Raw genomic sequence first — 22,757 nt, forward strand, 5'->3', positions numbered from 1 at the left:
TGTTTTATAAATTCAATTTATTTTTCGGACATTTTTTTAAATGTACTATAACGAGAAAAAAAAACTGCCTCGAAAGACAGTTCTAATAATACTATAAAGAAGGATATATAAAATTTAAGGAATAATTATTTTTTTGCTAATATCTCCATTTGTGGTCTGAATTCTTGCAATATAAATGCCGGAACTTAAATTTTTAATAGGCAGTTGGATATTTTGTTGTGATTGGTCTTCAATCATCCAAGTTGCGACGCACTGGCCATTCATATTATACAAAATTACTTTTTGAAGATTTGTTTCAGCTGATTTATTGTTAATCTCAATTGCATTTTTTCCCTGAAGATTGGTCACTTTTATGTCATCTGATTTTTTATTTTTTTTGTCTTTTTCATCCTTACTGTCCTCTTTTTCTTTTTTAGTTTTTTGTTTAAAGCACAATGAAAAACGGTCGTTGTTTTCACCAGATGGAATCAAAACTTCATATTGTTTTTTTCGGATGTCGTTGTAGCTGTCATTTTCCGAATCATAAATGAATATTTTTTCATTTTTGTCGAAATTTTCAAGCCCGTCAATCATGAAAATCACTTTCCCTTCCGTATCCGCTTTTACTCCAATAGGGTAGGAGTCGTTTCTGTCAAAGTATCCAACTCCTTGAATTACTAATTGATCCTCATCATTCAAAAAATACATGTCATTAGGAAAATAATCAAAGTTAAAACCATCATAACCATTATCTATATCTGAAGTTGCTTTTTCATTCATAAATCCTAGCAATACTTGACGATGGTAATTGTTATTGGAATTGTAACCCAAACGAATTCTTTTATAAGTGTCCTTTTCGATGATATCATTATTGTTAGTGCTTGTATTTTTGTCTTTTTTATCAGTAGAAGTCATTTTGAACATAGTATTAGAAACACCTGTCTCATCTTCTTTATGGAAACCTCTCTGCGTATTTCTATAGGTAATAGGACCTCCAGCACCTACATTTCCATATACAAAAAAGCTTTGTCCAACGGGAATAAATTGATTTGGAATTCCTTTGGTACTGGAGCCTTGACCACTTATAAAATCTACTCCTACTGACGTTGCAGGTACTCCGCCTGTTAAATTTCTTTCGGCATAACCACCTTGATAATCCCTTAAAATATGGGTATCATTAGTAGTGTACTGTTCCCAAAAATACAAAGTGCCATCTATAGAAGCCAAATTATCATTTATGAAAGCATTGGCATCCAGAGCAGAAGGATATGGGTTTCCGGTTAAAAGCAATTGATCGGCACCAACACTGTTGGTTGCGATGGTCCCGTTGTTTGGCTTTCCTACGAAGGTATAATTCTGGTTTCCAGATAGCTTCCCACTTCCTTTTAGTGTAAATCCTTGTCCAACTCTGAGCGGGTCTGTTTCATTTATCTGAGACCAGTTTGCATAATCATTAGCAGAATTATCAAATTTATAGAGCCAATAGCGCGCTAAACTAATAGGGTTGGTAGGGGATCCGTCATAGCCACTGATCCAATTTATATTTTGTGGCGTTGCTGCCGTCCCATCTTTCATTATCCCGGCAACGGTATAATTCGTGTTATTTGCACTTGTGTTAATAGGACTCACAGGAGAACTCCAGTAATTATAATTGTATTTGTTTGATTGTCCTTGTTGGTCTCGTTCTATTGATCCTGCACTTGAAACATCTAAATCACTGTCAATGGTTTGTACTAATTGTGATTTGCCCACGAGATCTATTTTACCATCTAGTTTTAGATAACTGGAAACTTCAATTTTTGAATCATTTGCGGCACTTAATATATTGCTGTTCACTAATAATCCTAAAACTATCTTATTGCCATTTGAGGTTATGTTATGTGTGGTTTTAACGATATTCCAATCTATTTTTGTTGTGCCATCGATAGCGATACTGTTAGGAAAATCCCAAACAGGATAATTAGTCCAAGTAGCATCTGTTTCCCAACTGCCATTAGCTACGGAGGTATAAGGAATTGGTGCGGTATCGGGTTCTTGAACGTAAATACCTTTCAATTTACCGTTCTTTGTGTTGCCTGATTTATCTATTAAATAGCCGTTTAAGACATCACTTGTACGATTCATTTGAAAATAACCGGACAAATTAGTCCAATTTATTCCAGTGATGTTTTTGGGTACAATTGCTCCCTTAATATTGCCGCTACCGTCATTTATGATTTCCTGATTCATCATTTGGCGAATTTGACTAATGCTTAAAGAAGTATTCCAGATTCGAACCTCATCGATATAACCATTAAAATAATTATAGGGAGTTGTATTGTTTTGGGCCATTGCACCTAAAACGCAATCAACACTATTTGATATTGGGTTAGTTCCGGAAGCTGTTTTTTCTAATAATCCGTCAATGTATAATTTATAATTAGTTCCGTCAAAAGTAACCCCAATATGGTACCATCTGTTGCTGTCAATTGAATGAGTGGCAATTATGGAATTTGTGCTCCAATTGAACGAAATTTTATTGTTTAGTAGTCTTAAATCATACCCATCAGTTGAACCGGTACTTAAGCGTTTGGAAATAATGGTTTGGTTATTACTATTAGTCGCATTTGATTTTACCCAAGCTTCTATACTAAAATTACCGCTGTTTAAATTATAGTTGTTTTTAAAGTTGATATGATCATCAAGTCCATCAAAGTTGACAACATTACATAGTGTAAAAGTGACGATAACATCATCTGTTGTTGAGCAACTGGTAGTCCATCTTAGGGTGTATACACCAAGATTAGTACTGTAAAATGTTGAGGTTGGACTTGTGTTATTCGAAAAAATTTCTCCTCCTCCGGCAGGTCCGCTAATAATAGACCATATTCCTGTTTTTCCTGTTGATGCCGCTAATGTAACAGATTCTCCTCCACAAGATGTTATTTGATCAGGTCCCGCCATACTTGATAAGCAGGAACTGGCATCAATAGCTACTTTTATAGAACCATCAACGGGTAAATGACAAGAGGATGAATCATATCCTTGAAAGAAATACTTCGTAAAGGAAGACCCAGATGTAGCCCCCGTACCAGTAATTGTTCCCGTATCTAAAGATACTTCAGGGCTACAACCCGCACTTAAGATAATGTTGCAATCTGTTGTGACATTAAGCGTAAAACTTAAATCAGCATAAATATATTCAGGATGACCAGCTGTTATGGGTAATGTTCCCAAATTCCAAATAATTTTATTTGCTGCCGAATCAAAATAGGGAGTGCTGGTGGTGGTAAAGCCATTGTAAGTATGATAAACGATTGTCGCTCCTGTGTTGAAAATTGCGGTTGCCGGAATGGGGATTGAAATTATTGTATTGTTTGTGGCTTCAGTTCCTTCATTTGTAATGTTAAGCGAATAATTGATTGTTTGACCTGGTGCTGCATTTAAAATGGGCGGATTTGGAACATTATTAATAGACGTTACACTGATCAGTCCTTTTGGTTCTGGGATATAGGCATCTACTGACATGGCAAAACCATATATGGTGTATACTTCAGAAGTGGAGCCAAATCTAAAAGTCGTAGAAGTTTGGTTGTTGCCGATCACCGTATTTCCGACATTTGGGATGGTAAACATACTAAGATCAACACCTGTATTGTTTTGTAAAATTGGATTACTTGTACCTGCAGCGGGAACCGGATAAATAGAAGAATTGAAGAAATTATTTGTTGCATTCTTTGGGTGAGATAATATTAAATAGCTTCCTGGATAACTCGAAGGATTTGCACCTAGTTTTTGCACCGCTAAATAATCTCCTGTTAAGGCTACATCTCCTTCAGCTGCCATTACTCCCAGTTTCATATTTACTTGTCCTGAACCAACTGTTGTAAATCCTGAAATAGGAATCGTGCCAAATTCGCCGCCACCTGCAAGTTGGCCATTTACAAAAGCATAACCATCAAAGAGTGTTACGGCTCGACTTTTCATAGCTGGATTATCATAAATAACAATCATGCCCCAACCTCCTGAGTACCCTGGATGTTGCGCATCGGCAGATCCATTATTCCCTTCAATCAGCGCGATATCGGCAACCGTATAGGCACCAGGTCCGTGTGCTTTAACGTAATCAGTAACATCTTGATAACCAATAAATATACCACTATTAGCTGCCCCTGGAAACCTGATTTCTGAATTTGCTCCATTAAGTTTTGCTGTGATCGAAGTATAAGCAGAAGAACCTGGACCTTTTAAAGAGATTATTTTTTTATCATAATTTTTTGACGGGGAAAGCACAATGCCAGCAGAACTGGTAGATTGATATTGACCTAAAGTGAGACTTGTGGATACGTTTCTTACTAAACTGTTAATAGTAAATGTTGGCCCCCAACTTGCATTTGATGTATATGGCGTACTAAATGTAGCTATTCCAACACTATTGTAGGAAACAGGAACGTTAACTGCAACAGCACCATCGATACTAAGAGTGACAATAGATGCACCCGTTGTTGCATTTGTAAAGGTAAAAGCATAAGTATGAGAATATCCCGAAAAGGTATAAATTGGATAATAAGGAGAACTGCCTCCTCTGCTAACGGTCATCGTATAAGCGGTATTTGGACACGTTTGAGCAGTTGATATTCTTCTATTGGCCATAAAAGTATCATTGGCATCATCCGACTTACCAGTCCAATAAAGTCCTGCATATAAAATGTTCGAACAGTTTTGGTTAGCGCCATTTTCGCCTCCATTAGAGAGTTCAAGAGTAGCCATTGATGAATTTAGAGTACTAGCATCACCGTCAATATCCATATAGCGCATCTCATTACCTTGATTGTCAGTACCTGTGAGGTAATTAGCAAGACTTAAATTCGTATTGCCTAACAAGGTAAAGTCTCCCTTTACGTTATATATTGTTTGGGCGGGAGTAGCTAAAGCAGTCCTTTGTACAAAAGGAACCTGTGGAGAGGTCACTGTTTGAGCCTTCATTTGGATAGACGCAACCAAAAGTAGTATCGAAAATAGTAAACAAGATTTGCAGTTGATTGTTTTAAAGTAAAGTTTTCTCATAATCTAATTATGGTATATGTTTTATTTAAAAAGGCGTTTTTAGCTTTAAAAAAGAATGTGTTTTGACTTTAAAATTATGTATTTTGTTTTATTTAACAGATTAAAAACATAAATAATCGATTAAATACATATTTAGGATTATTTAGTAAGTAAAATTTTATAAAAAATAAATAGTAAGAATGATTTTTTTAAACAGTTTTCTAGTCGCGGTAATAGATCAAAATGGGTTCGTTGAAATTATTCTTAATCTTATTTTGTATCTGATTTTCGAGAATGACGACTTCCATGAATAATCATATAACTAAAGAAAGGTTTGGGACTATTCGTAATTGAAAATAGACCTTTCTTTTACATGCAAATAGTTTGTTCAATACATATAAAGAGTCGGATTTTTTTGTTTTAAATTCTAGTAAGAGAGAAATATGTTTTTGTCATTTTTGTATTGAGGGTGAATGATCTAATGACTTATTTTCTTCAATAGTAATAAAGGACGGAATTGATTTGTCCTGATTAAAAAAAGATTAATTACACTTTTGAAAATAATTTTAGATATCTTTATACTAATCATTTAAGAAAAAAAACATGAAAGCATCCGACTTATTCTCACCACAAATAGTAGGTTCTATTGAAATTAAAAACCGAATTGTTATGGCACCAATGACAAGATGTAGAGCAATAGATAATATTCCTAATGAACTGATGGCTGAATATTATACACAACGTTCCACTGCAGGATTGATAATAACGGAAGGAACATCTCCATCCCCTAATGGTCTAGGATATGCCCGAATTCCTGGGGTATTTAGTGAGAAACAAGTCGAAGGATGGAAAAAGACAACAACAGCAGTTCATAAAAACGGTGGTAAAATTATAGTTCAGTTAATGCATTCCGGGAGAATAAGCCATCCGCTTAATATGCATAAAGATGCCCAGATTCTAGCGCCATCTGCAGTAAAAGCCTCCGGACAAATGTGGACAGATTTAAAAGGATTACAGGACTTTGTCGTTCCAAAAGAAATGACTCCCCAAGAGATTTTACATGCCAGAACAGAGTATGTTGCCGCTGCCGAAAATGGTTTGTTTGCTGGCTTTGATGGGGTCGAATTACATTCCGCTAATGGTTATCTATTAGAAGAATTTCTTTCTCCTATAAGCAATCTTCGTAAAGACAATTATGGAGGAAGCGTTGAAAACCGTTGCCGCTTTGTGATTGAAGTAGTAACTGCCGTTGCAAATGCAATTGGAAAAGAAAAAACAGGAATTCGTTTATCACCTTATGGAGTGGCCAGTGACATGCCTCATTATCCTGAAATTGATGCCACTTATGATTACTTGTCTAAAGAACTCAATAAACTGGATATTGCCTACATTCATCTGGTGGATCACTCCGCTATGGGAGCGCCTGCCGTTCCTTTAGAAATTAAAAAAGTGATACGAAACAATTTTAAAAATACTATTATCCTTTGCGGTGGGTTCGATAAAGAAACTGCTGAAGCAGCTATTGAAAGCGGTCTTACAGATTTAGTAGCCTTTGGCCGACCATTCATTAATAATCCCGATCTTGTAAAAAGATTTGAAAATAATTGGCCTTTATCGCAGGATCTCAACATGGATTTGTTTTACACTGCTGATGAAAAAGGATATACTGATTATCCATTTTATAAAATCGAGTAAGAAATGTATTTATCTTGAATGAAATAATAGTTTAAGTAAACCATTTAAATAGAAGTTAAATGAAAGATCTAAATCAATTGTTGGCTTTGTTAGGTAGTGAAAAAGACTTTTTGTTGCATCATGTCTGTAAAACAATTTCGAAAGATCAAATTCATTTACCAGGTAAATCCCATATCGATACTCATTTTTTACAAAGCAATAGAAACGCACAAGCGATTCGAAGTTTGGCACAATTATACCAACATGGACGCCTTGGTGATACCGGATACATTTCAATTTTACCTGTTGATCAAGGGATTGAGCATACGGCAGGAAGCTCTTTTGCTACTAATCCTATTTATTTTGACCCTGAAAATATTGTAAAATTAGCCATCGAAGCCGGTTGTAATGCAGTAGCATCCACAATGGGCGGATTGGCAATGTTGTCGAGAAAATATGCACATAAAATTCCATTTGTGGTAAAAATAAATCACAACGAGCTACTAACTTATCCCAATAAATACGACCAAATCATGTTTGGTAGTGTGCGTGACGCTTGGAATATGGGAGCTGTTGCAGTAGGCGCGACTGTTTATTTTGGCTCTGCCGAATCAGACCGGCAAGTAATAGAAGTCGCAAAGGCTTTTGAAGAGGCGCATAATTTAGGGATGGCTACGATTCTATGGTGCTATTCCAGAAATGATGCTTTTCTAAAAGACGGTGTCGATTACAATACAGCCGCTGACATTACCGGTCAAGCGAATTACTTAGGCGTTTCGATTCAGGCGGATATTATTAAACAGAAGTTACCAAATAGTAACGGTGGTTTTACAGCAATAAAATTTGCTAAAACAAATACGGATATGTACACCAAATTGGCCAGCGATCATCCAATAGATTTATGTCGTTATCAGGTCATGAATTGTTATTCGGGGCGTATTAGCATGATTAATTCAGGAGGAGAATCAAAAGGAGAAACTGATTTGGCCGAAGCCATAAAAACGGCAGTGATTAATAAAAGGGCAGGAGGAGCTGGTATGATTATGGGACGAAAAGCTTTTCAAAGGCCTTTTAATGAAGGCATAGAGCTGATTCATGCCGTGCAGGAAATTTACTTAGCTTCCGAAATTACTATTGCTTAATTTTAGATAATTTATAGTTTTATAAGAAATTGCAAAGATGTCAAAAAAAATTGTAGTTTAGCATTGGAGCAGGTGCATTGTGTTGATTTACAGTTATTAATCAGTTTGTGTAAAAAGTGAGAACTAATTAATCATTATGGCCACATTGAGTTTATTATTTTGAACACTATTAAAAATTCTAAAACATGAAAATTTCTAAATTACTGTTATTTGTTTTATTATTAAACATTGGCTTTGCCAACGCACAAAAAAAATTAACTGGGAAAGTGGTTAATAATAAGAACCAGCCAATAGCTAAGGCCAAAATATATTTAGATTCAATTGATTCAAATGTTGAAACCGATAAGAATGGTTATTTTGAAGTTCAACTTCCGGTAAAAGTAGCGAGTATTAACATTTATTCATACGAATATGGCTTACTGTCTTCTAAATTCAATGATGAAAGTATTATGAATTTTGTGTTTTTAGATTCGGAAAAATCAACAAATAAGCGAATTAAAAAAGGGGAAAAAATAAAAATTGGTTATTCTGAGGAGAATAAAAAATATCAAGTGCTTAATTCAAAGAGCATAGGAGCTGCTGACGATAAAAATTCAGGGATTTACAATAACATTTTTGATCTTATCCGAGGACGTTTACCTGGCGTTACAGTTTCTAGAGACAATAAAATAACCATTAGAGGCGTAAGTTCGATTCGTAATATTTCAGACCCATTATTTGTTGTTGACGGGATGATTGTGTCGAGTATCGATTATATTTCACCTAATATTGTAAAAAGCATCAGTGTTTTAAAAGGTGCAGAAGCTTCTGTTTATGGTTCGCAAGGATCGTCGGGTGTTATTGTGATAAAAACAAAATAGTTTTGAGAAGCAATTCTGGTGCAAGAAAATCAGATATTTTTTTACCAATACCTCCAAGCTCTAATCTTAAAGATGAAAATTATAACTCTTCCGAATTGCCAAATTAATTTAGAGTGATTTCATTTTTAATAATACAATCTAAAATCGAGTAGTTTGCAGAGGTCATATTTTTTTTGAAATAATTCTTGTACAATTTCAACGACATTATCCTGTTCTTCAAATAGACTAAAGAATATTTTGTCTAGGGTGCTGCTGGTTAATTTATGGAATACGGCGCCATAACCAGAAATAGCGCGAGCTCCAGTAATATCTAAAAAATATTGAGCTTCTTCCTCGGTTAGGTCTAATATTTTTGCATTGGCAAAATGCAAAATTTTACCTGTCATTTTTCCTTCAAAGAGCTCTGCTATTTCTTCTAAACTATAGTAATAATCATTTAGGCAAATAGTGTTTCCTTCGCCCTGCATGACTAAATAGATTATTTCATAATCGGTAAAATTATGATCTGCATAAAGCAATGCATTTAAACTTTCTTCTAATCCTTCAATAGTATCGCACGTTTTATAAATGCTTGTAATACCCTGCTCAAAGGCTAGTTGCTCTAAGTTTTTGACCACTTCAGTAATGGAGGTAGTTTCTACATCCGGAACGGCTTCAAGGCAGAATATAAAGGTGTCAGAATCCATGAAATTTAGTTTATGTAGATTGTATTTCAAATCAAATAACGTTGAAATAAAAACTCCAATTAGTTTAGTACTTGTAATAGCCCAAAAAAAACTCTAACTAGTTTATTGCCTGCTGCGAATTTACCAGACACTTGCTCAATTGGACTTTGTAAATTTATTTTACAAAATTACTGAAGAATGAAATTCATTGTTAGTATTTAACATAAATAGTTATTAACGAAATGGTTTTTCGACTTTAGTATAGGAGATGAAGTTTCGGGAGTGGTTAGAGGAGTAAAAAGACGCAATATGTATTCGGAGAATTATTTGAAGTCCAAAATATTTCATAGGAAATTATATTTCCAAAATTACCACTTAAATTATTTTTGTGAAATTTATTTAAGGGTGATATTAAACTAAAATTGATAAATAAATTTGGATAAAAAATCGGTTTTAAAGTATCCAGGATTGAATCACACCTCACTTGACTTGTCACTTGAGCGTTTTAAAGTCTGTATTTTCGAAATATAATTCCAATAAAAAACCCTAACATATTGATGTTAGGGTTTTTGCTTTGGTAGCGAGACCGAGATTTGAACTCGGGACCTCAGGGTTATGAATCCTGCGCTCTAACCGACTGAGCTATCTCGCCATGATTAGGGTGGAAAACCATCCCTGAATGCGGGTGCAAATATAAAAATAATATTACAGGTTGCAAGTGTTTTTTAAAGAAAAAAAAATATTTTTAAAAATGCTTTTTTTTCGGACTTATATTCTATATATTTCAGAAAAATTAAATGTAGCTCATGGATCAAAAAGTACGTTACGAAATCGAGTTCCCAATAAATTCATCTCCTCAATTGTTGTATCAATATATATCAACTCCATCCGGTTTATCGGAATGGTTTGCTGATAATGTAAATTCTCGTGGTGAGTTTTTTACTTTTATTTGGAATGACTCCGAGGAAAAAGCCAGACTTGCTTCTAAAAAGTCAGGTGAAAAAGTAAAATTTAAATGGATAGATGAAAATAATAAAGATACCGAATACTTTTTTGAGTTGCATATCTTGGTTGATGAGTTGACCAAAGATGTCTCGTTGATGGTAATTGACTTTGCTGAAAAAGATGAAGTGGATGAAGCTACACAACTTTGGGAAAATCAAATTTCAGATTTGAAACATCTAATAGGTTCTGTATAGATTAATCCTATTTTATAACTTATATTTGCCCTAAACAAAATTTAGGGCTTTTTTTATGATTAATTTTAATGGAACTATAGTGTCGCAGGACGCTAATATATTGAAACAAAACCGCGCTTTTTTATATGGTGATGCTGTTTTTGAAACAGTTAAAATAATAAGCAATAAGATTCTATTTTTAGAAGATCATTATTTTAGATTAATGTCTTCTATGCGGGTGATTCGAATGGAGATACCTATGAACTTTACCATGGAGTATTTCGAAGAGCAAATTCTGTCATTGGTAGGAAATAATTCATTGTCGGATTCATCGCGCGCCCGAATAACGGTTTATAGGAATGATGGGGGTTATTATTTACCGAACGATAACAGTGTTTCTTTTTTGATTCATGCCGTAGCGTTAGAAAACGTCTCTTATTTCATTGAAAAAAAGGAATACGAAGTAGATCTTTACAAAGATTTTTACGTGACTAAGCAACTACTTTCTTCCATAAAAACAACCAATAAAATCATCAATATAACAGGAAGTATTTATGCTCGTGAAAATGGTTTAGATAATTGTGTTTTATTAAATGACAGCAAAAATGTAGTGGAAGTATTGCAAGGAAATATTTTCATGCTAATTGGAAATAGACTAATAACTCCGCCAGTTTCAGAGGGTTGTTTGAATGGTGTGATGAGAAAGCAAATCTTGGGATTGGCAAAAAAAATTGATCACTTAAAAGTAGTTGAAGAGGCCATTTCTCCGTTCGACCTTCAGAAAGCGGATGAATTATTTATAACAAATGTTATTAAAGGGATACAGCCTATAACTAAATACCGCAAGAAAACATTTACTACCAATGTAGCAAATCAATTGGTGCAAATGCTGAACGAAATGATAAGGTTAAACTAATTTAAATAAGGGTTTTCAGGGGCATTTGACCATATGAGATATTCTCCTCCTAATTCTTTTATTTGCTCCTGCCAGAAATGCGTTGTAGATTTTCCGATGATTTTATTTTCGTAATTATTTTCGGTTATAATCCATGAATTTTCTAGCATTTCATTTTCTAATTGGTTTTCATCCCAACCCGTGTAACCAAGGAAAAAACGAATGTTGTCTTTATTAATTTTTCCATCGTTGATTAGTTCTTTGGTAGACTCAAAATCACCGCCCCAATAGATTCCATTTGATATCTCAATACTGTTTGGAATCAAGTTAGGAATATTGTGTATGAAATAAAGATTGTCCTGTTCCACCGGACCGCCATTGTAAATTTTGAATCGGGCAAAGATTTCCGGAATCAAATCATTAATAGTATATTTTAATGGTTTATTTATAATAAAACCAACAGATCCCTCTTTATTATGATCTGCTAATAAGATTACGGATCTATTAAATGATAGATCGCCAACTATAGAAGGCTCTGCTATAAGTAGATGACCTTTTCTTAATTTTTCTGAGATCATGACATTGTTTTTTTAAGTAATTAAATTTAAGAAAAAATTCATTAAAATACCAAATAAACTCGTTAAACTGCATAAAAAAACCCTCCATAGGAAGGTTTTATTATATTGGAAAACTTAAACTAGTTTACTGCTCCTTCTAATTCTGCACCAGCTTTAAATTTCACAACATTTTTAGCTGCGATTTGAATAGTTTTTCCTGTTTGAGGATTTCTACCGTCTCTAGCAGCTCTAGCTGAAACTGACCAAGATCCGAAACCTACTAAAGATACTCTTCCACCTTTTTTCAAGGTACCGCCTACATTTCCTAAAAATGACTCTAAAGCTAATTTTGCAGCAGCTTTTGTAATTCCTGCTTCAGCAGCCATAGCATCGATTAATTCTGATTTGTTCATAATGAATAGTTATTAATTGTTGGTTATAAAAAATTGTTAATACACAAATTTAGTAGGAAATACGTTCCTTGCAAGTGTTTTATCTATTTTTAGCTCGTTTTGTTGATAACTTATTTTTTTTGTTCATAAAACAGTATTTTTCGTGCTAAAATCACCGATAAACTCCCATTTTACTGACGTTAGTAGGCTTTTGCATTTTCAGAAAAAGAGATTCCGTTCAGTAATTCGGCTGTAGTCATCCTTTTTTTTCCTGGAAATTGTAAATTTAGTACTTGAATGAATCCATTTGTGACAGCAATTTTCATTTCTTTTTTAGTGCAGATCAACTGTCCAACTGAAAAGGAGTGGTCTTCTAAAATAACTGTTGCTTCGTAAATTTTCACATTCCAATCTTCATTTTTATCCTCAAAGAAGCACCAAGCTGCCGGATATGGACTCAATCCTCTGATTAAATTATTTATTTCTGAAGCTGGGTTAGTCCAATCTATTTTGCAGTTTTCTTTATTTAGTTTATATGCTGTTTTTATAGCTGAATTTTCAGTTTGAATAACAGTGGTTACATTTCCTTTTTCTATAAGTTTTAAAGTGTCAATAACGGTCTTGCTGCCCAAGTCCATTAATCTATCGTGCAATTGTCCGGCATTTTCAGTGTCTCCAATTTCGATTTCTGAACTTAGAATCATCGCTCCCGTATCAATTTTATCATCTATAAAAAAAGTTGTGACACCAGTTTTTGATTCTCCATTTATTATTGCCCAATTTATGGGTGCGGCACCGCGATAATTAGGAAGTACGGAAGCGTGAAGATTAAATGTTCCTAGTGAAGGCATTTCCCAAACTACTTTTGGCAGCATTCTAAAGGCAACTACAATTTGTAAATTGGCATTCAAAGTTTTTAGTTCCGATAAAAACGTTTCGTCTTTTAGATTTGTAGGCTGCAGTAAAGTAAGGTTATTGGCTAATGCAAATTCTTTTACTGCGGAGTATTTTATTTTTTGTCCACGACCAGCAGGTTTATCTGCTGCGGTAATAACGCCAACAACTTCAAAGTTGTTTTTGATTATCGTATCCAGAATTCCAACTGCAAATTCGGGTGTTCCCATGAAAACAATTCGTAATTTTTCCATTATGATCTTATAGTATATTTATTGTTTGGTTTTACAAGTATTACACTGTTATCCAGTAAATGTTGCAATACAAAGATAACTTCGTCCGGACTATTTTTAGTCCTATTTTGAATTTCTCTTGAATTTAAATCTTCGGTCTCTAGTAAAGTAATTATTTCTTTTGAAAGTGAAATGACATCTGGTTTTCGTTGTTTCTTTGTGATACAATACGAACAAATTCCACAATCGGTATTGGCTTTTTCACCAAAATAATTCAAAATTAATTTGCTCTTGCAAACTTTTTTCTCATTGACATAGCCAACTACGGCTTTGAGTTGTTCCTTTTTTAATTGATTTTGATTTTCTAAATACTTAGAAACTCTGCTAATGGTTCGTTCATCTTCTCGAACTTCGTTGAAAATTAATGTGGCGTCATTATTTTTCGAATGGTATTCAATAATGTCTTTTTCTTTTAATTTTTTTAAAACCGCATGTATTTCTGTTGCAGCATGATGCGATTTTTTTGCAATCAGTTCTAAATTAAAAGCAGTCTGCGTATCATAAATTCCCGGATACGTTCGCAATATTGCCAAAATAATTTCCTCGTCATTAGGATTCAAACTCATATAACGAATTACTTCTTTGGAAGGAATTAAAAATTGCATAGAAATTTTTTCAGAAAATTCCTGAGACAGGGTAAGTATTCCTTGTCTATCCGTAAATTGCATGGCATTGTACGTTTTTAATATAGGAAAACCATATTTGATACAAAAATGATTCAAATTGAAGGTAAATTGTTCATTGATTCCTTCCCCATATGCGATTTGGAAATAATTGCAAAGCTTCACATACATTTGATTCAGAAATTTTTTGTCAGGGAGTATGTTTATAAATTGATTTTCGGTTTGAAGTATATCCGAAGGACTCGTTAATAAAACAGCATATGCTTTTTCGCCATTTCTTCCCGCACGTCCAGCTTCCTGATAATAATTTTCCAAATTCTCCGGTAACTGAATGTGAATTACCGTTTTTACATTGGCTTTGTCAATTCCCATTCCAAAAGCATTTGTGGCAATAATGACCTGAACTTCTTCATTCATCCACAATTGCATGTTTTTATCTTTCTCCTTGGACGAAAGTCCGCCGTGGTAATATGTTGCTTTGAACCCTAAAGACTGGAGTTGCGAGCAAACTTCCAAGCAAGATTTTCTATTTCGCACATAGATGATGGAAGGTTCTGGATTTTTCTTCAGTATTTGTTCAATTCTGAAAAGTTTATCTTCTACTTCAAAAACCATATAGGCGATATTTTCCCGTGCAAATGATTTTTCGAAAATTCGGGGATTATGCAATCCTAATTCGTTGATGATATCTTCTTTCACTTTTGGAGTTGCTGTTGCAGTCAAAGCCAAGAAAGGTGTTTTTGGGAAATGCTTTTTTAAAGAAGAAATTTTTAAATAGGCTGGCCGGAAATCATGCCCCCATTGCGAAACACAATGTGCTTCGTCTATGGTTATTAAGTTTATTGGAAGGTTTTTTATTCTTTCCAATATCCAATCTGATTGAAGTCGTTCTGGTGATAAATAAAGGAATTTATAATTTCCGAACTGGCAGTTATCCAGCAGGTCAATCATTTCCTCGGATCGAATGCCTCCTGTTAAAGCAATCGCTTTTATGTCTCTTTTTTGTAAATTAGCTACTTGATCTTTCATCAAAGCTACCAAAGGTGAAATCACTAAACAAATGCCTTCATTCATCATCGCTGGAATCTGAAAACATACTGATTTTCCTCCACCGGTTGGCATCAATGCAAAAGTATCTTTACCGCTTAAAACAGAATCAATAATTTCGTTTTGCAGTGACCTAAATTTATCATGTTTCCAATATTTTCGAAGAATAGCTACTGCTTCTTGCATAGATTACAGTCCCGAACCTTCGGGATCGGATTTTAAGTTATACTAGATGAAAACATCTTAAATTGAAAATCCTAAATTCTCAAATTATTTAGAAATTTCATCTAAGATAAAAAGAATTCTGTTATCTAAGGTGTCTTTAGGTACTTCTATGAGTTCGTAGCCGTAATTTTGATAGGTTTCCGCAAGATGGGTATAGATGATTTTGGCTTGTTCGAAGTTTTCATAACGTTCACCATCGCTAATGTATATGTCTTCCCAAGGTGGTAGGATGAAGATTTTTGTATACGTATGTTCGCGGCAGGCAGCATCAAAAAAGTCAGGATAACTATCCCCAATATAATGCATATAGGCTAAAACATCAGGAATTCCTCTATCTATAAATACAATATCGTGAGGTTCTTGGGAAGCATCTTGAAATTGCTTTTTTCTTCCTTCAAGAAGTAATTCGCTGAATAATAGCGGTTTTTCCAGGAATAATTGTTCGATTCCTTGTTTTTTGGCTTCCAAGGTTACTTCCCGAGAAATTTCGGGGTAACAACAATATCCGTTAGCTATCAATCCGTCTATGATAGTACTTTTCCCTGTTCCGGGACCGCCAATGATAACTATGATTTCTTTCTGCACTTTTAAAAAATAAGGCGCAAATTTACTTAAACTTATCGGGATTTAAAAAAATGATTGCCGTTAAAATAAGAATAGACAAAAAATCATATTTCAATATTCATAATTTACTTTTGAAACCGTATATTTGCCTTTATTTTTTAAAAGGAAATGGACAAAGAGACTGAAGAATTTTACGACAGATTAAAAGTGGAGCTCGATATGAGTAATACGTGGCCAGCATTGTACTTATTTAAGTTTATTGTGCCTACTGAAGATGATAACGTGGAACGCGTTGAATTGGCATTTGATTGCATGGGTGCAGTTATAAAAACAACTAAGTCCAAAACTGGAAAATTCACCAGTATATCTGTTGATGTCACTGTGAAAGATGCGCAGGAAATAGTAGATAAATACCTAGAAGTTTCTACAATAAAAGGTATTGTCTCTCTATAAATAAGAAATGAATTCTGGATGGTGCACTCGGATGATTATAAATCTTCTGGAATAGTAGCATACAAAATCAAAAATACATACATTCGAATATGAATTCAAAATATATAAAAGAAAACTCGAACGATGTTGTTCACCATTTGGAATATAATGCGGAGCGGTCTCATTTGATTATTCCGGAATACGGGCGTCATTTGCAAAAGCTAATTGATCAGGCAACTAAAATTGAAGATGCTGTGGAGCGCAACAAAGCGGCAAAATACATCATTCAAGTTATGGGTAGCTTGAATCCTCATTTGCGTGATGTTCCAGATTTTCAACACAAGTTATGGGATCAGATTTTTATTATGTCTGATTTTAAATTGGTTGCTGATTCCCCGTATCCAATTCCTTCACGTGAAGTTTTGCAACTGAAACCAGATGTATTACAATATCCTCAAAATTTTCCAAAATACAGATATTACGGGAACAATATAAAGTACATGATTGATGTAGCCAATAAATGGGAGGAAGGCGAAATGAAAAATGCATTAGTGAAAGTTATTGCTAATCATATGAAAAAATCTTATTTGAGTTGGAATAAAGACACGGTGAAGGATGATGTTATTTTTGAACATCTGTACGAACTATCCGATGGGAAATTGAATTTACTTCAAAGTACAGAGGAACTATTGAATACCACCGATTTATTACGAACCAATAAACGAGTGTCTAATAAAATTTTACCAGTAGGGCAGCCAAAAATTCTAAGTAACAAGAATTTAAAAACAGGAAAACCAAAACCATTTCAAAAAAATAATCCAAAATAATAGAGTGCTAAGGCGCTAATTTGCTGAGGTGCTAAGACTAAAAAAACTAGCTAAAACCTTAGAGGTTATTGCTTCAGTTCCTCAGAAACTTAAAAAAAGAATATGGGAATTTTCAAAATAGAAGGTGGTATTTCATTAAAAGGAGAAATTACGCCACAGGGAGCCAAAAATGAAGCATTGCAAATCTTATGTGCTGTTCTTTTAACTCCTGAAAAAGTGATTATTAATAATATTCCTGATATTATTGACATCAATAAACTAATTACGCTTTTAGGAAATTTAGGAGTTAAAATCCAAAAAACAGGATCTGGTTCTTATACTTTTCAAGCTGATGAAGTGAATATTCAGTACTTAGAAACCGAAGCATTCAAGAAAGAAGGCGGTTCTCTTCGTGGATCTATTATGATTGTCGGACCACTTTTGGCACGATTTGGAAAAGGATATATTCCAAAACCAGGAGGAGATAAAATAGGTCGTAGAAGATTAGATACGCACTTTGAGGGATTTATAAATCTTGGAGCAAAATTCCGTTATAATAGAGAAGATCATTTTTATGGTGTAGAAGCGCCTAAAGGATTAAAAGGAGCCGATATGTTACTGGACGAAGCATCCGTAACCGGAACAGCTAATATTGTTATGGCTGCGGTTTTAGCCAAAGGAAAAACAACTGTTTATAATGCTGCTTGTGAACCTTATTTGCAACAATTGTGTAAGATGTTAAACTCCATGGGAGCTAAAATTACAGGTGTTGGATCTAACTTATTGACTATTGAAGGTGTTGAAAGTCTGGGAGGTTGTGAGCATAGAATTCTTCCTGATATGATTGAAATTGGATCATGGATTGGATTAGCTGCAATGACAAAATCAGAAATTACGATAAAAGATGTAAGCTGGGAAAATCTGGGTGTTATTCCAAATACTTTTAGAAAATTAGGAATCACTTTAGAAAAAAGAGGCGATGATATTTATATTCCTGCTCACGTTGATGGATATGAGGTGAAAACAGATATAGATGGTTCTATTCTTACTATTGCAGATGCTCCTTGGCCTGGATTTACTCCCGATTTATTAAGTATTGTTTTAGTGGTAGCCACACAAGCAAGAGGTGATGTTTTGATTCATCAAAAAATGTTTGAAAGCAGATTGTTTTTCGTTGACAAGTTGATCGACATGGGAGCAAAAATCATGTTGTGTGATCCACATAGAGCAGTTGTTATGGGGCACGATTTTAAATCACAGTTGAAAGCTACGACAATGTCTTCACCGGATATTCGTGCTGGAATTTCCTTATTAATTGCAGCCCTCTCCGCGAAAGGAACGAGTACGATTCAGAATATTGAACAAATAGATAGAGGATACGAACGTATTGACGAACGATTGAGAGCCATTGGAGCTAATATTATTAGAGCATAAACTTATATCATTACAAAAGATCGTTTAAGTAAACCTATAGATTTTGAATAAAGACATTCAATTAGGTTTATTTAAACGATTTTAATTTTTTCTAATTTTAATAATAATCATGTCAAACGAACAAACAGCAATAAAGGCTACTTATTTTAGTATCGTTGGAAATATAAGTTTGGCAATAATAAAGGGTTTAGCTGGTTTTTTTGGTAATTCGTATGCTTTGATAGCGGATGCGATTGAATCTACAACCGATATTTTTGCATCATTTTTAGTGTTATTCGGAATCAAGTACTCTAATAGACCGGCAGATAAAAATCATCCCTATGGACATGGTCGAGCGGAACCGTTAATTACTTTTTTGGTCGTAGGGTTTTTGATTACTTCCGCCACAATTATTGCATATGAAAGTATCAGTAATATTAGAACACCACATGATTTGCCTAAATCATGGACTCTTTATGTTCTTGGCGCAATAATTATTTGGAAAGAATATTCATTTCGAATAGTAATGAAACGAAGTATTGAGACCAATAGTTCTTCTTTAAAAGCTGACGCGTGGCATCACAGAAGTGATGCTATAACTTCTGTAGCTGCATTCATTGGAATTTCTATTGCTTTGATTCTAGGAAAAGGATATGAGTCGGCTGATGATTGGGCGGCACTTTTTGCGTCAGGATTTATTTTATTTAACAGCTATTTGATATTTAGACCTGCATTGGGAGAAATTATGGACGAGCATGTTTATGATGACCTGATAGAAAGTATAAGAGAAGTATCTCATCAAGTCGATGGAATCATAGATACTGAAAAATGCTTCATTAGAAAAGCGGGTATGAAATACCATGTAGACTTGCATGCAATCGTAAACGCAAATATTACTGTAAAAGAAGGACATGATTTAGCTCATAAATTAAAAGATACCTTGAAGGAAAAATTGCCGGAATTGGGGCATGTTTTGATCCATGTGGAGCCTAACGAATACCATTAGTTGATAGCAAGAAAGTAATTTAGCTAGGTTATAAAAAAACGGAGCGGATTTAAAAATCTGCTCCATTTTTTATTTATAAAATATCCTGAAAATTTACTCCAGAACATTTAAGACTTTTAAACCAAAAACAACACCATCGCCTGTATAGCCATTTTGGTAAGAGCGAACATAATCAACTCTAAACAGTTTGAATTTTCCAAAACCAAGATTATCAAGACCAATAGAGACCTCTGAATAAGATTTTGAATTTGGTACGGCAAGGGTGTGGAATCCTAAAACCATTGTAGATTTTAGTTTGTTCAGTAAAGGGATTTTATTCATAATATACCCTTTGTCATTGTGCTCCATGTGCGCTTCAAAATAACTGTCGTTTGTACTGTTGGAGTAATAAGGCAGCAAATTAAAAACATTCAAATACCGTTCAGTTTGACCAATATGCGTTTGATTACCATTGAAATGTCTATAATCCATAAAAGCAATATTATCCGCATTCAGAAACTTTCCAGCTTTTAGATTAAAGCCGACAACTCCTTTATTTCCCAGTGTTAAATCATACGTTAATCTTGTGTTGAAATGGTCAAATTCGTATTTCTTTTCGCTGGCCGCAATTGCTTTTTCATACCCTAAATAAAGAGTTGGATATTTATTATTTCTAATATTGAATTTTCCATCGGGACGAGATATGTATTTGTTTCCAAAATTGATTTTGGCATTCAAAGTAAATTTTGTCAAGTGATGCTGGTCAAATCCAGCATTTATAAAATCGGTTGGGTTTAATGGATTGTTAGAAGAAAATAAGTCATTTCTTTTAAAATAAGAATAATCGGTGGTGTTAAATAAAGGTTTTCGTTGCGAATATTCCAGTTTTCCGTTAAGGTTCAATCCGTTTGCAATGTCCTGACTGTAGGTTATTTGTAAAAATTCTTTATTGTATAATTTTATAAAATTATTTCTAAAAAACAAAGTGCTAATTGAGTTGATAAAATTGCTAATAGGTTCATTACTATTGAATTGATTTACTTTTGTTCCTCCAGATACAGATAAAACAGCATAATTCTGATTGTTAAACTGATGTTTGTATTCACCCATAACTCGCAGTCGATCTTCTGAAAAACCATAATTGATAGTGGTATTTATCGAAGTGTTTTTTCCCTTCTCTTCATTCCAATTTTTGAAAGAAAAACCGGTATTAAGACTATGACCTTGAACGGTATTGAAACTTAACGAACTTAAATCCAATAATCCATTGTATTTAAAAGAATGTTTTTTGAAAGTGTTTTTGTTATCGTAACCCATTATTAAATCCATAAATTTGAATTTATTGTTTTTGGCATCAATTGAATCCATAAATTTTTTGGATTTTCTGATGGTTTGAAGGCTGTCTTTCTTTATATAATCACTGCTTTCTTCTATTGTCAAAGGAATTGGCCGGATGGTATTCCAAAAGGCATCCTCTTTTTTATTTGCATTGGTCTCGAAACTCAAAATCTCATTCCCAAAGGTTTTCTTTTCGAAAGAAAGAGGGAATTCATAATTGCTATACACATAATTGAATTTTCCAGAAAACTTTACTCCAAATGCTCCGGCATTAAAAGCCAGACTTTGAGCGTTTTTTGACCAAATTTTGTTTTTGGAATTGTAACTGAAGTTTTGTTTTAAAGTCATTACATCCGTAAATTCATTTTTCATTCGGTATCCTTTTATGTCAAGGTCTACGGCGTAAATTGCAAAACTGTCATCGGCAATATAAATGTATCCTTCAAAAACAGGCTCCTTATCACGGTTTGGAGTGACTTTTATTTTGTTGATTTGCAGATTGTTTTCATTAAAAAAAGTGCCTTCAAGTTTGAATTTATAATAATTGAAAGCATTATCGGCAATGGGCGAAATCATGTTGATTCCAAACTCTAAAGTATTATTATAAAAATCATATGTAGATGATTTTGCTGTATTATAACTATACCCTTTGTTATTTCCTGAAATTCTGGAAGCAACAATCTTCTCTTTTAAATTATTTGGCTTTTCAAAAGTTATTTTTGAAACGGTTTCCGATAAATATAAAATACCACTTCCGGTTGAATCAAGATTCGTAGCCATGTCATCGCCTATATCAACCTTCATTCCCATTATTTTCTTGGGTAAATCCTTAATCTTGAATAATCCTCTGGAATAAAAATCGGCTGTGTATCGCGCTGTTTTTTCTGAATTTTCTTTTTTGGATGCAATTGCACTTTTTATAATTGCTATGGCAGGATTATTTTTTTTGTTGATTATAACCTCGTTGAGGGAATAGCTTTCCTCTAGCATTTTTACATCCAAAGTAAAAGTGGACTTTTCTGTTGGAATTGCTATTTTTTGGGTTTTAAATCCCAATAATTGAAAAACTATTTTGTTCTTTCCAACTGATTTTATATTCAGCTGATAAACTCCTTGTTCATTAGAACTGGTACCGTTATAGGTATTTTCTTCAAATACACTCACAAAAGGTAATGGATTCCCTTTTTCGTCAGTGATGGTCCCTTTGATTTGGGCATTGGAATAAAAAGATAACACTAGTAATAGAAACAAGTAAGCATTCTTCATAATTGAGTTTTTTATAAGACGCTTAATTGTAGGTAATGTTACATGATTTTGATATTAAACTAAAGAAAAGATTGTATTGCTAATTCATAACTTTTTAAACCAAATCCAAGAATTACTCCTTTTGCATTACCTGAAATGTAGGATTGATGTCTGAAGCTTTCGCGAGAAAAAGTATTCGAAATATGCACTTCAACCACGGGTGTGGTTATGGCTTTTACGGTATCACCTATACCTACAGATGTATGCGTGTAAGCCCCAGCATTTAGAATAATTCCATCAAATGAAAAACCAAATTCCTGAATTTTATCGATTAATTCCCCTTCTATATTGCTTTGATAATAGCTGAATTCTATTGCAGGAAATTTAATTTGCAAAGTAGTGAAATACTCTTCAAAAGTTAGATTTCCATATACTTCGGGCTCACGTTTTCCTAAAAGATTTAGATTAGGCCCATTAATAATACTAATTTTCATTGTGGTTGTTTTTGTAAAAATAAAAAAACCG

General features: G+C 33.9%; 18 protein-coding genes and 1 tRNA gene. 9 read left to right on the forward strand and 10 right to left on the reverse strand.

Features of this window, described 5'->3' with window-relative positions; genetic code table 11:
* Positions 1–114: 114 nt before the first annotated feature.
* A complete protein-coding gene (locus tag BUC23_RS13110) occupies positions 115–5,025 on the reverse strand; it encodes a LamG-like jellyroll fold domain-containing protein (RefSeq protein WP_084538354.1) in 4,911 nt (1,636 codons plus the stop codon).
* A 582-nt stretch (positions 5,026–5,607) separates the two neighbouring features.
* On the opposite strand from BUC23_RS13110, the gene BUC23_RS13115 reads away from it, so the two are divergent.
* The 3 genes from BUC23_RS13115 (at position 5,608) to BUC23_RS13125 (ending at position 8,680) form a co-directional block, all read left to right on the forward strand.
* Positions 5,608–6,699: an alkene reductase gene (locus tag BUC23_RS13115; protein ID WP_073210161.1), complete on the forward strand. Its 1,092-nt coding sequence runs from the start codon at positions 5,608–5,610 to the stop codon at positions 6,697–6,699.
* Between the two features lie 59 nt (positions 6,700–6,758).
* On the forward strand, positions 6,759–7,820 hold the full coding sequence (locus tag BUC23_RS13120; RefSeq protein ID WP_073210162.1) for a class I fructose-bisphosphate aldolase: 1,062 nt from the start codon (positions 6,759–6,761) through the stop codon (positions 7,818–7,820).
* Positions 7,821–8,005: 185 nt separating this feature from the next.
* The gene (locus BUC23_RS13125) at positions 8,006–8,680 is read left to right on the forward strand and encodes a TonB-dependent receptor plug domain-containing protein (protein ID WP_073210164.1); all 675 of its coding nucleotides are present in this window, start codon (positions 8,006–8,008) and stop codon (positions 8,678–8,680) included.
* A gap of 125 nt (positions 8,681–8,805) precedes the next feature.
* On the opposite strand, the gene BUC23_RS13130 is transcribed toward BUC23_RS13125, so the two are convergent.
* Both BUC23_RS13130 and BUC23_RS13135 read right to left on the reverse strand, forming a co-directional pair.
* A complete protein-coding gene (locus BUC23_RS13130) occupies positions 8,806–9,366 on the reverse strand; it encodes a DUF6642 family protein (protein ID WP_073210166.1) in 561 nt (186 codons plus the stop codon).
* Between the two features lie 554 nt (positions 9,367–9,920).
* Positions 9,921–9,997, reverse strand: a tRNA-Met gene (locus tag BUC23_RS13135).
* A gap of 154 nt (positions 9,998–10,151) precedes the next feature.
* Here BUC23_RS13135 and BUC23_RS13140 point away from each other — a divergent pair.
* On the forward strand, positions 10,152–10,544 hold the full coding sequence (locus tag BUC23_RS13140) for an START-like domain-containing protein (protein ID WP_073210168.1): 393 nt from the start codon (positions 10,152–10,154) through the stop codon (positions 10,542–10,544).
* A gap of 55 nt (positions 10,545–10,599) precedes the next feature.
* A complete protein-coding gene (locus BUC23_RS13145) occupies positions 10,600–11,439 on the forward strand; it encodes an aminotransferase class IV (protein ID WP_073210170.1) in 840 nt (279 codons plus the stop codon).
* Here BUC23_RS13145 and BUC23_RS13150 read toward each other — a convergent pair.
* The 5 genes from BUC23_RS13150 to BUC23_RS13170 all read right to left on the reverse strand — a co-directional run bounded on the left by BUC23_RS13150 (position 11,436) and on the right by BUC23_RS13170 (position 16,034).
* Positions 11,436–11,996 carry a YqgE/AlgH family protein gene (locus BUC23_RS13150; RefSeq protein ID WP_073210172.1) on the reverse strand — a complete coding sequence of 187 codons (561 nt, stop codon included), beginning with the start codon at positions 11,994–11,996 and terminating at the stop codon, positions 11,436–11,438. The genes BUC23_RS13145 and BUC23_RS13150 overlap by 4 nt on opposite strands.
* A gap of 119 nt (positions 11,997–12,115) precedes the next feature.
* A complete protein-coding gene (locus tag BUC23_RS13155; RefSeq protein WP_073210174.1) occupies positions 12,116–12,388 on the reverse strand; it encodes an HU family DNA-binding protein in 273 nt (90 codons plus the stop codon).
* 179 nt (positions 12,389–12,567) lie between these two features.
* Entirely contained in the window at positions 12,568–13,515 is a 948-nt protein-coding gene (gene fmt, locus BUC23_RS13160; RefSeq protein ID WP_073210176.1) for a methionyl-tRNA formyltransferase, read from the reverse strand.
* Entirely contained in the window at positions 13,515–15,410 is a 1,896-nt protein-coding gene (locus BUC23_RS13165; protein ID WP_073210178.1) for a RecQ family ATP-dependent DNA helicase, read from the reverse strand. The genes fmt and BUC23_RS13165 overlap by 1 nt, the downstream gene beginning before the upstream one ends.
* An 84-nt stretch (positions 15,411–15,494) precedes the next feature.
* Positions 15,495–16,034, reverse strand: coding sequence for an AAA family ATPase (locus tag BUC23_RS13170; protein ID WP_073210180.1), 540 nt, complete (start codon positions 16,032–16,034; stop codon positions 15,495–15,497).
* A 147-nt stretch (positions 16,035–16,181) separates the two neighbouring features.
* On the opposite strand from BUC23_RS13170, the gene BUC23_RS13175 reads away from it, so the two are divergent.
* The 4 genes from BUC23_RS13175 (at position 16,182) to BUC23_RS13190 (ending at position 19,670) form a co-directional block, all read left to right on the forward strand.
* Entirely contained in the window at positions 16,182–16,466 is a 285-nt protein-coding gene (locus tag BUC23_RS13175; RefSeq protein ID WP_073210182.1) for a DUF493 family protein, read from the forward strand.
* 89 nt (positions 16,467–16,555) lie between these two features.
* Positions 16,556–17,272, forward strand: a complete 717-nt coding sequence (locus BUC23_RS13180; protein WP_073210184.1) for a DUF4290 domain-containing protein — start codon at positions 16,556–16,558, stop codon at positions 17,270–17,272.
* Between the two features lie 102 nt (positions 17,273–17,374).
* A complete protein-coding gene (gene murA / locus BUC23_RS13185) occupies positions 17,375–18,685 on the forward strand; it encodes a UDP-N-acetylglucosamine 1-carboxyvinyltransferase (protein WP_073210186.1) in 1,311 nt (436 codons plus the stop codon).
* Between the two features lie 109 nt (positions 18,686–18,794).
* Positions 18,795–19,670 carry a cation diffusion facilitator family transporter gene (locus tag BUC23_RS13190; RefSeq protein WP_073210188.1) on the forward strand — a complete coding sequence of 292 codons (876 nt, stop codon included), beginning with the start codon at positions 18,795–18,797 and terminating at the stop codon, positions 19,668–19,670.
* A 93-nt stretch (positions 19,671–19,763) separates the two neighbouring features.
* Here the strand turns inward: BUC23_RS13190 and BUC23_RS13195 are convergent, their stop codons facing one another.
* Positions 19,764–22,253, reverse strand: coding sequence for a DUF5686 and carboxypeptidase regulatory-like domain-containing protein (locus tag BUC23_RS13195; protein WP_073210190.1), 2,490 nt, complete (start codon positions 22,251–22,253; stop codon positions 19,764–19,766).
* Between the two features lie 59 nt (positions 22,254–22,312).
* Positions 22,313–22,726: a type II 3-dehydroquinate dehydratase gene (locus BUC23_RS13200; RefSeq protein ID WP_073210192.1), complete on the reverse strand. Its 414-nt coding sequence runs from the start codon at positions 22,724–22,726 to the stop codon at positions 22,313–22,315.
* Positions 22,727–22,757 lie beyond the last annotated feature (31 nt).

It is taken from the genome of Flavobacterium xinjiangense, from assembly GCF_900142885.1.
GTDB lineage: Bacteria > Bacteroidota > Bacteroidia > Flavobacteriales > Flavobacteriaceae > Flavobacterium > Flavobacterium xinjiangense.

Bases quoted from the DNA above. Each gene is read 5' to 3' on its own strand.
- BUC23_RS13110 (WP_084538354.1), bottom strand. From the start codon at position 5,025: ATGAGAAAACTTTACTTTAAAACAATCAACTGCAAATCTTGTTTACTA.
- BUC23_RS13115 (WP_073210161.1), top strand. From the start codon at position 5,608: ATGAAAGCATCCGACTTATTCTCACCACAAATAGTAGGTTCTATTGAA.
- BUC23_RS13120 (WP_073210162.1), top strand. From the start codon at position 6,759: ATGAAAGATCTAAATCAATTGTTGGCTTTGTTAGGTAGTGAAAAAGAC.
- BUC23_RS13125 (WP_073210164.1), top strand. From the start codon at position 8,006: ATGAAAATTTCTAAATTACTGTTATTTGTTTTATTATTAAACATTGGC.
- BUC23_RS13130 (WP_073210166.1), bottom strand. From the start codon at position 9,366: ATGGATTCTGACACCTTTATATTCTGCCTTGAAGCCGTTCCGGATGTA.
- BUC23_RS13140 (WP_073210168.1), top strand. From the start codon at position 10,152: ATGGATCAAAAAGTACGTTACGAAATCGAGTTCCCAATAAATTCATCT.
- BUC23_RS13145 (WP_073210170.1), top strand. From the start codon at position 10,600: ATGATTAATTTTAATGGAACTATAGTGTCGCAGGACGCTAATATATTG.
- BUC23_RS13150 (WP_073210172.1), bottom strand. From the start codon at position 11,996: ATGATCTCAGAAAAATTAAGAAAAGGTCATCTACTTATAGCAGAGCCT.
- BUC23_RS13155 (WP_073210174.1), bottom strand. From the start codon at position 12,388: ATGAACAAATCAGAATTAATCGATGCTATGGCTGCTGAAGCAGGAATT.
- fmt (WP_073210176.1), bottom strand. From the start codon at position 13,515: ATGGAAAAATTACGAATTGTTTTCATGGGAACACCCGAATTTGCAGTT.
- BUC23_RS13165 (WP_073210178.1), bottom strand. From the start codon at position 15,410: ATGCAAGAAGCAGTAGCTATTCTTCGAAAATATTGGAAACATGATAAA.
- BUC23_RS13175 (WP_073210182.1), top strand. From the start codon at position 16,182: ATGGACAAAGAGACTGAAGAATTTTACGACAGATTAAAAGTGGAGCTC.
- BUC23_RS13180 (WP_073210184.1), top strand. From the start codon at position 16,556: ATGAATTCAAAATATATAAAAGAAAACTCGAACGATGTTGTTCACCAT.
- murA (WP_073210186.1), top strand. From the start codon at position 17,375: ATGGGAATTTTCAAAATAGAAGGTGGTATTTCATTAAAAGGAGAAATT.
- BUC23_RS13190 (WP_073210188.1), top strand. From the start codon at position 18,795: ATGTCAAACGAACAAACAGCAATAAAGGCTACTTATTTTAGTATCGTT.
- BUC23_RS13195 (WP_073210190.1), bottom strand. From the start codon at position 22,253: ATGAAGAATGCTTACTTGTTTCTATTACTAGTGTTATCTTTTTATTCC.
- BUC23_RS13200 (WP_073210192.1), bottom strand. From the start codon at position 22,726: ATGAAAATTAGTATTATTAATGGGCCTAATCTAAATCTTTTAGGAAAA.